This is a genomic window from Rhodoplanes azumiensis (genome assembly GCF_042682915.1).
GTDB lineage: Bacteria > Pseudomonadota > Alphaproteobacteria > Rhizobiales > Xanthobacteraceae > Rhodoplanes > Rhodoplanes azumiensis.
Genome location: NZ_JBHUIW010000043.1, coordinates 1 through 3,191, shown reverse-complemented (window position 1 = coordinate 3,191; position 3,191 = coordinate 1). Strand labels below are relative to the sequence as shown.

The 3,191-nt window shown below is 63.9% G+C and carries 1 protein-coding gene and 1 CRISPR repeat array; the gene reads right to left on the bottom strand.

Going from position 1 to position 3,191, the window contains the following annotated elements:
• Positions 1-21: 21 nt before the first annotated feature.
• Positions 22-1,829: direct repeats of the CRISPR family, unit length 36 nt; unit sequence GCTTCCGCAGCCTCAAAGCTGCGGCCTCATTGAAGC.
• Between the two features lie 51 nt (positions 1,830-1,880).
• The coding region (gene tnpC / locus ACFSOX_RS22730) for an IS66 family transposase (RefSeq protein WP_378480114.1) at positions 1,881-3,191 on the bottom strand (1,311 nt) is incomplete at its 5' end.

The following is a 3,191-nucleotide window of genomic DNA, read 5'->3' as shown; positions in this document are numbered from 1 at the left end:
CACCCTGTCGAGCGCGGCGCCGCTTCCGCAGCCTCAAAGCTGCGGCCTCATTGAAGCTTCACGCTCAGCGAGAACGAGCGAGCCCAATTCGGATGCTTCCGCAGCCTCAAAGCTGCGGCCTCATTGAAGCATCGCGCCATCCGGTCGCACCCTGTCGAGCGCGGCGCCGCTTCCGCAGCCTCAAAGCTGCGGCCTCATTGAAGCCTCCGCTGATGCCGTCTGCTCCGCCCGTCGGTACGCAGTGCTTCCGCAGCCTCAAAGCTGCGGCCTCATTGAAGCATGATCTCGCGCACGAACTCGGTGGGGGCGAGATAGGCTTCCGCAGCCTCAAAGCTGCGGCCTCATTGAAGCTGTCCGGCGGCGCCGAGGGGCTGCGCCAGGCGAAGGACGGCTTCCGCAGCCTCAAAGCTGCGGCCTCATTGAAGCAACCTCACGACGGAGGTCTTCGATTGTGCCTTCTTCCCGCTTCCGCAGCCTCAAAGCTGCGGCCTCATTGAAGCGCGCTTGGACAACCAGCGATTGCCGAACGCGTCTTCCTCGGGCTTCCGCAGCCTCAAAGCTGCGGCCTCATTGAAGCACCCACACGGCGCACGTCACACACACGATCGCGGCCCCGCTTCCGCAGCCTCAAAGCTGCGGCCTCATTGAAGCAAGCGAAGCTGTGCGGCCTCGGTGCTGTTAAGTGCCTGCTTCCGCAGCCTCAAAGCTGCGGCCTCATTGAAGCATCGGTGGTTGCGTCAGAGGTTTCAAAATGTATGGCAGTGCTTCCGCAGCCTCAAAGCTGCGGCCTCATTGAAGCATTTAATAGCGGTGGTGGTGGTTGGAATGAAACAAGCTTCCGCAGCCTCAAAGCTGCGGCCTCATTGAAGCCAGTCCAATTAAGACCGGCAGCATCACGCATCTGTTCCGGCTTCCGCAGCCTCAAAGCTGCGGCCTCATTGAAGCGATTACATTGCCCAGGTAGAATTGGGTGAGAAGAAAAGCTTCCGCAGCCTCAAAGCTGCGGCCTCATTGAAGCCTATTTCAAATACATCACAGTTACAAATTGGTATGTGCTTCCGCAGCCTCAAAGCTGCGGCCTCATTGAAGCTACCAACCATTTGTTGGACTTCGCCACACTCTTCTGGCTTCCGCAGCCTCAAAGCTGCGGCCTCATTGAAGCCTAGTGGCCTCTTCATATAATGGCGATTGGGATGATAGCTTCCGCAGCCTCAAAGCTGCGGCCTCATTGAAGCCTGGATTACGAGGGATTCCCCAGCAAGTACTACAGTGGCTTCCGCAGCCTCAAAGCTGCGGCCTCATTGAAGCGATGGTCAACACCTCGCGAATGATGGTGTGGGCTTGGGCTTCCGCAGCCTCAAAGCTGCGGCCTCATTGAAGCTGGTGATTTGAAATCGTCTCGGTCTATTATTGCTAGCTTCCGCAGCCTCAAAGCTGCGGCCTCATTGAAGCAAGAACTCCGAAAGGATCGCCTTGAACTCGATGCACCCGGGGCTTCCGCAGCCTCAAAGCTGCGGCCTCATTGAAGCAAGACCTGCCCAAGGACGAGCAGGACGAGATTCTCGAGCAGGCTTCCGCAGCCTCAAAGCTGCGGCCTCATTGAAGCAGGAACAGATGCCATTAGTTCATGCTCTTTACCAAAAGCTTCCGCAGCCTCAAAGCTGCGGCCTCATTGAAGCGGCGTGACGTCGCGAGCGTGTTCGGGCCCGACCTCCTCGAGCTTCCGCAGCCTCAAAGCTGCGGCCTCATTGAAGCAGGTCGTCCTTCAGCTTGGTCTTGTCGTCGCCGGGGATGCTTCCGCAGCCTCAAAGCTGCGGCCTCATTGGTACCCATCCGGTGAAGGCCGCAGGGAAGTCGGTTCGGGCAGAGATTCGGGGTCGTCAGGCCGCGGCGGCGGCGGAGGCTGGAGCCTTCCAGTTCCACGGCAGGAGGTCGTGGATGCGCCGGGCGGGATGATCGGGGAGCCGGGCGAGGACATCGGCGAGCCAGGCCTGCGGATCGATGTCGTTCAGCTTGGCGGTCTCGATCAGGGAGTAGACAGCGGCGGCGCGGCGGCCGCCCTCGTCGGAGCCGGCGAAGGTCCAGTTGTGGCGCCCGACCGCGATGCCGCGCAGCGCCCGCTCGGCGGCGTTGTTGGACAGGCACAGGCGGCCGTCGTCGAGGAAGCGGGTGAGCGCGGTCCAGCGTTTGAGCGCGTAGTCGATCGCCTTGGCGGTCTCGCTCTTGGCCGAGAGTTTTGTGCGTTCGCCGCGCAGCCAGGCGTGAAGCTCGGCGATGAGCGGTCGACTCTGCTGGTCGCGCACGCGCCGCCGCTCGTCGGCAGAGGCGCCGTTGATGTCGCGCTCGATCTCGAACAGCGCGTCGATGCGCTTGACGGCCTCGATCGCGATCGGCGCCTTCTTGATGCGGGCGAGTTCGAAGAACTTGCGCCGTGCGTGTGCCCAGCACGCGGCTTCAGTGATCGGCCCCGGCTTGCGGCCGGCCGCGTAGAGCCGGTTGAAGCCCGCATAGGCATCCGCCTGCATCAGGCCGGCGAAGCGCGCGAGGTGCTGTTGCGGATGATCGCCGGTGCGGTCGCGCGAGTAGAAGAACACCGCGGCCGGCGGGTCGTGTCCGCCGAACGGGCGATCGTCGCGGACGTAGGTCCACAAGCGGCCGGTGCGCGTCTTGCCCTTCGCCAGCACCGGCACCGGCGTGTCGTCGGCATGGATGCGCGCGGCTGCGAACACGTGGGTGCGAAGCGCCTCGACCAGCGGCATCAGCGTCGCCGCGGCGGCGCCGACCCAGTCGGCGAGCGTGGACACGTCGAGATCGATGCCCTCGCGCGCATAGGCCGCGCTCTGCCGGTTGAGCGGCAGATGCAGGCCGTACTTCGAGACCAGCACGTGGGCGAGCAGCGCCGGACCGGCGCGTCCACGCGCGATCGGATGCGAGGGCGCCGGCGGCTGCGTGATCGCCTCACACGCCCGACAGGTGAACTTCTCCCGCACATGCTGGATCACCTTCCACTGGCGCGGCACCACCTCCAGCGTCTCGGTGACGTCCTCACCGAGCTTGCGCAGCGCACCGCCGCAGCACGGACACGCCGACGGCGCCGGATGGACGATGCGCTCGCGCGGCAGATGCTCCGGCAGCGGACGGCGCGCCGGCGTCTTGCGATCGAAGCCGCGCACCCGCACCGTGTCGTTCGC